The organism is Microbacterium testaceum (assembly GCF_001476285.1).
GTDB classification, from domain to species: domain Bacteria; phylum Actinomycetota; class Actinomycetes; order Actinomycetales; family Microbacteriaceae; genus Microbacterium; species Microbacterium testaceum_B.
Genome location: NZ_LDRU01000174.1, coordinates 1 through 533, shown reverse-complemented (window position 1 = coordinate 533; position 533 = coordinate 1). Strand labels below are relative to the sequence as shown.

Genomic DNA, 533 nt, shown 5'->3' with positions numbered 1-533 from the left:
GGGCGCGTCACCGGCATTCGCCTGGGCGACGGCCGGCAGCTGTCCGCGGGTGCGGTTGTGATCACGACCGGCACCTTCCTGCGCGGTCTGATCCATCTCGGCGAGAAGAATTGGCCGGCGGGCCGGGTCGGTGCGGCGCCGGCCATGGGTCTGTCCGCGTCGTTCGAGCGGGCAGGCTTCGTGCTCGGCCGGCTCAAGACGGGGACTCCGCCGCGCCTCGACGGCCCCACGCTCGACTGGTCGGCGGTCGAAATGCAGCCCGGAGACGATCCGCCGGAGCCGTTTTCGGTCATGACCGACCGGATCACGACCGCGCAGATCCAGTGCGGCATCACCCGGACCACGCCGGCGAACCATGACGTGATCCGGGCCAATGTGCACCGCTCACCGATGTATTCCGGCCAGATCAAGAGCTCCGGACCGCGCTATTGTCCCTCGATCGAGGACAAGATCGTCCGTTTCGGTGATCGCGACGGCCATCAGATCTTCCTGGAGCCGGAAGGACTCGACGACGACACGGTCTATCCCAACGG

General features: G+C 67.5%; 1 protein-coding gene. It reads left to right on the top strand.

The window, feature by feature from the left end:
• On the top strand, positions 1-533 hold a 533-nt coding region (locus NS283_RS18220), incomplete at both ends, for an FAD-dependent oxidoreductase (RefSeq protein WP_193752720.1).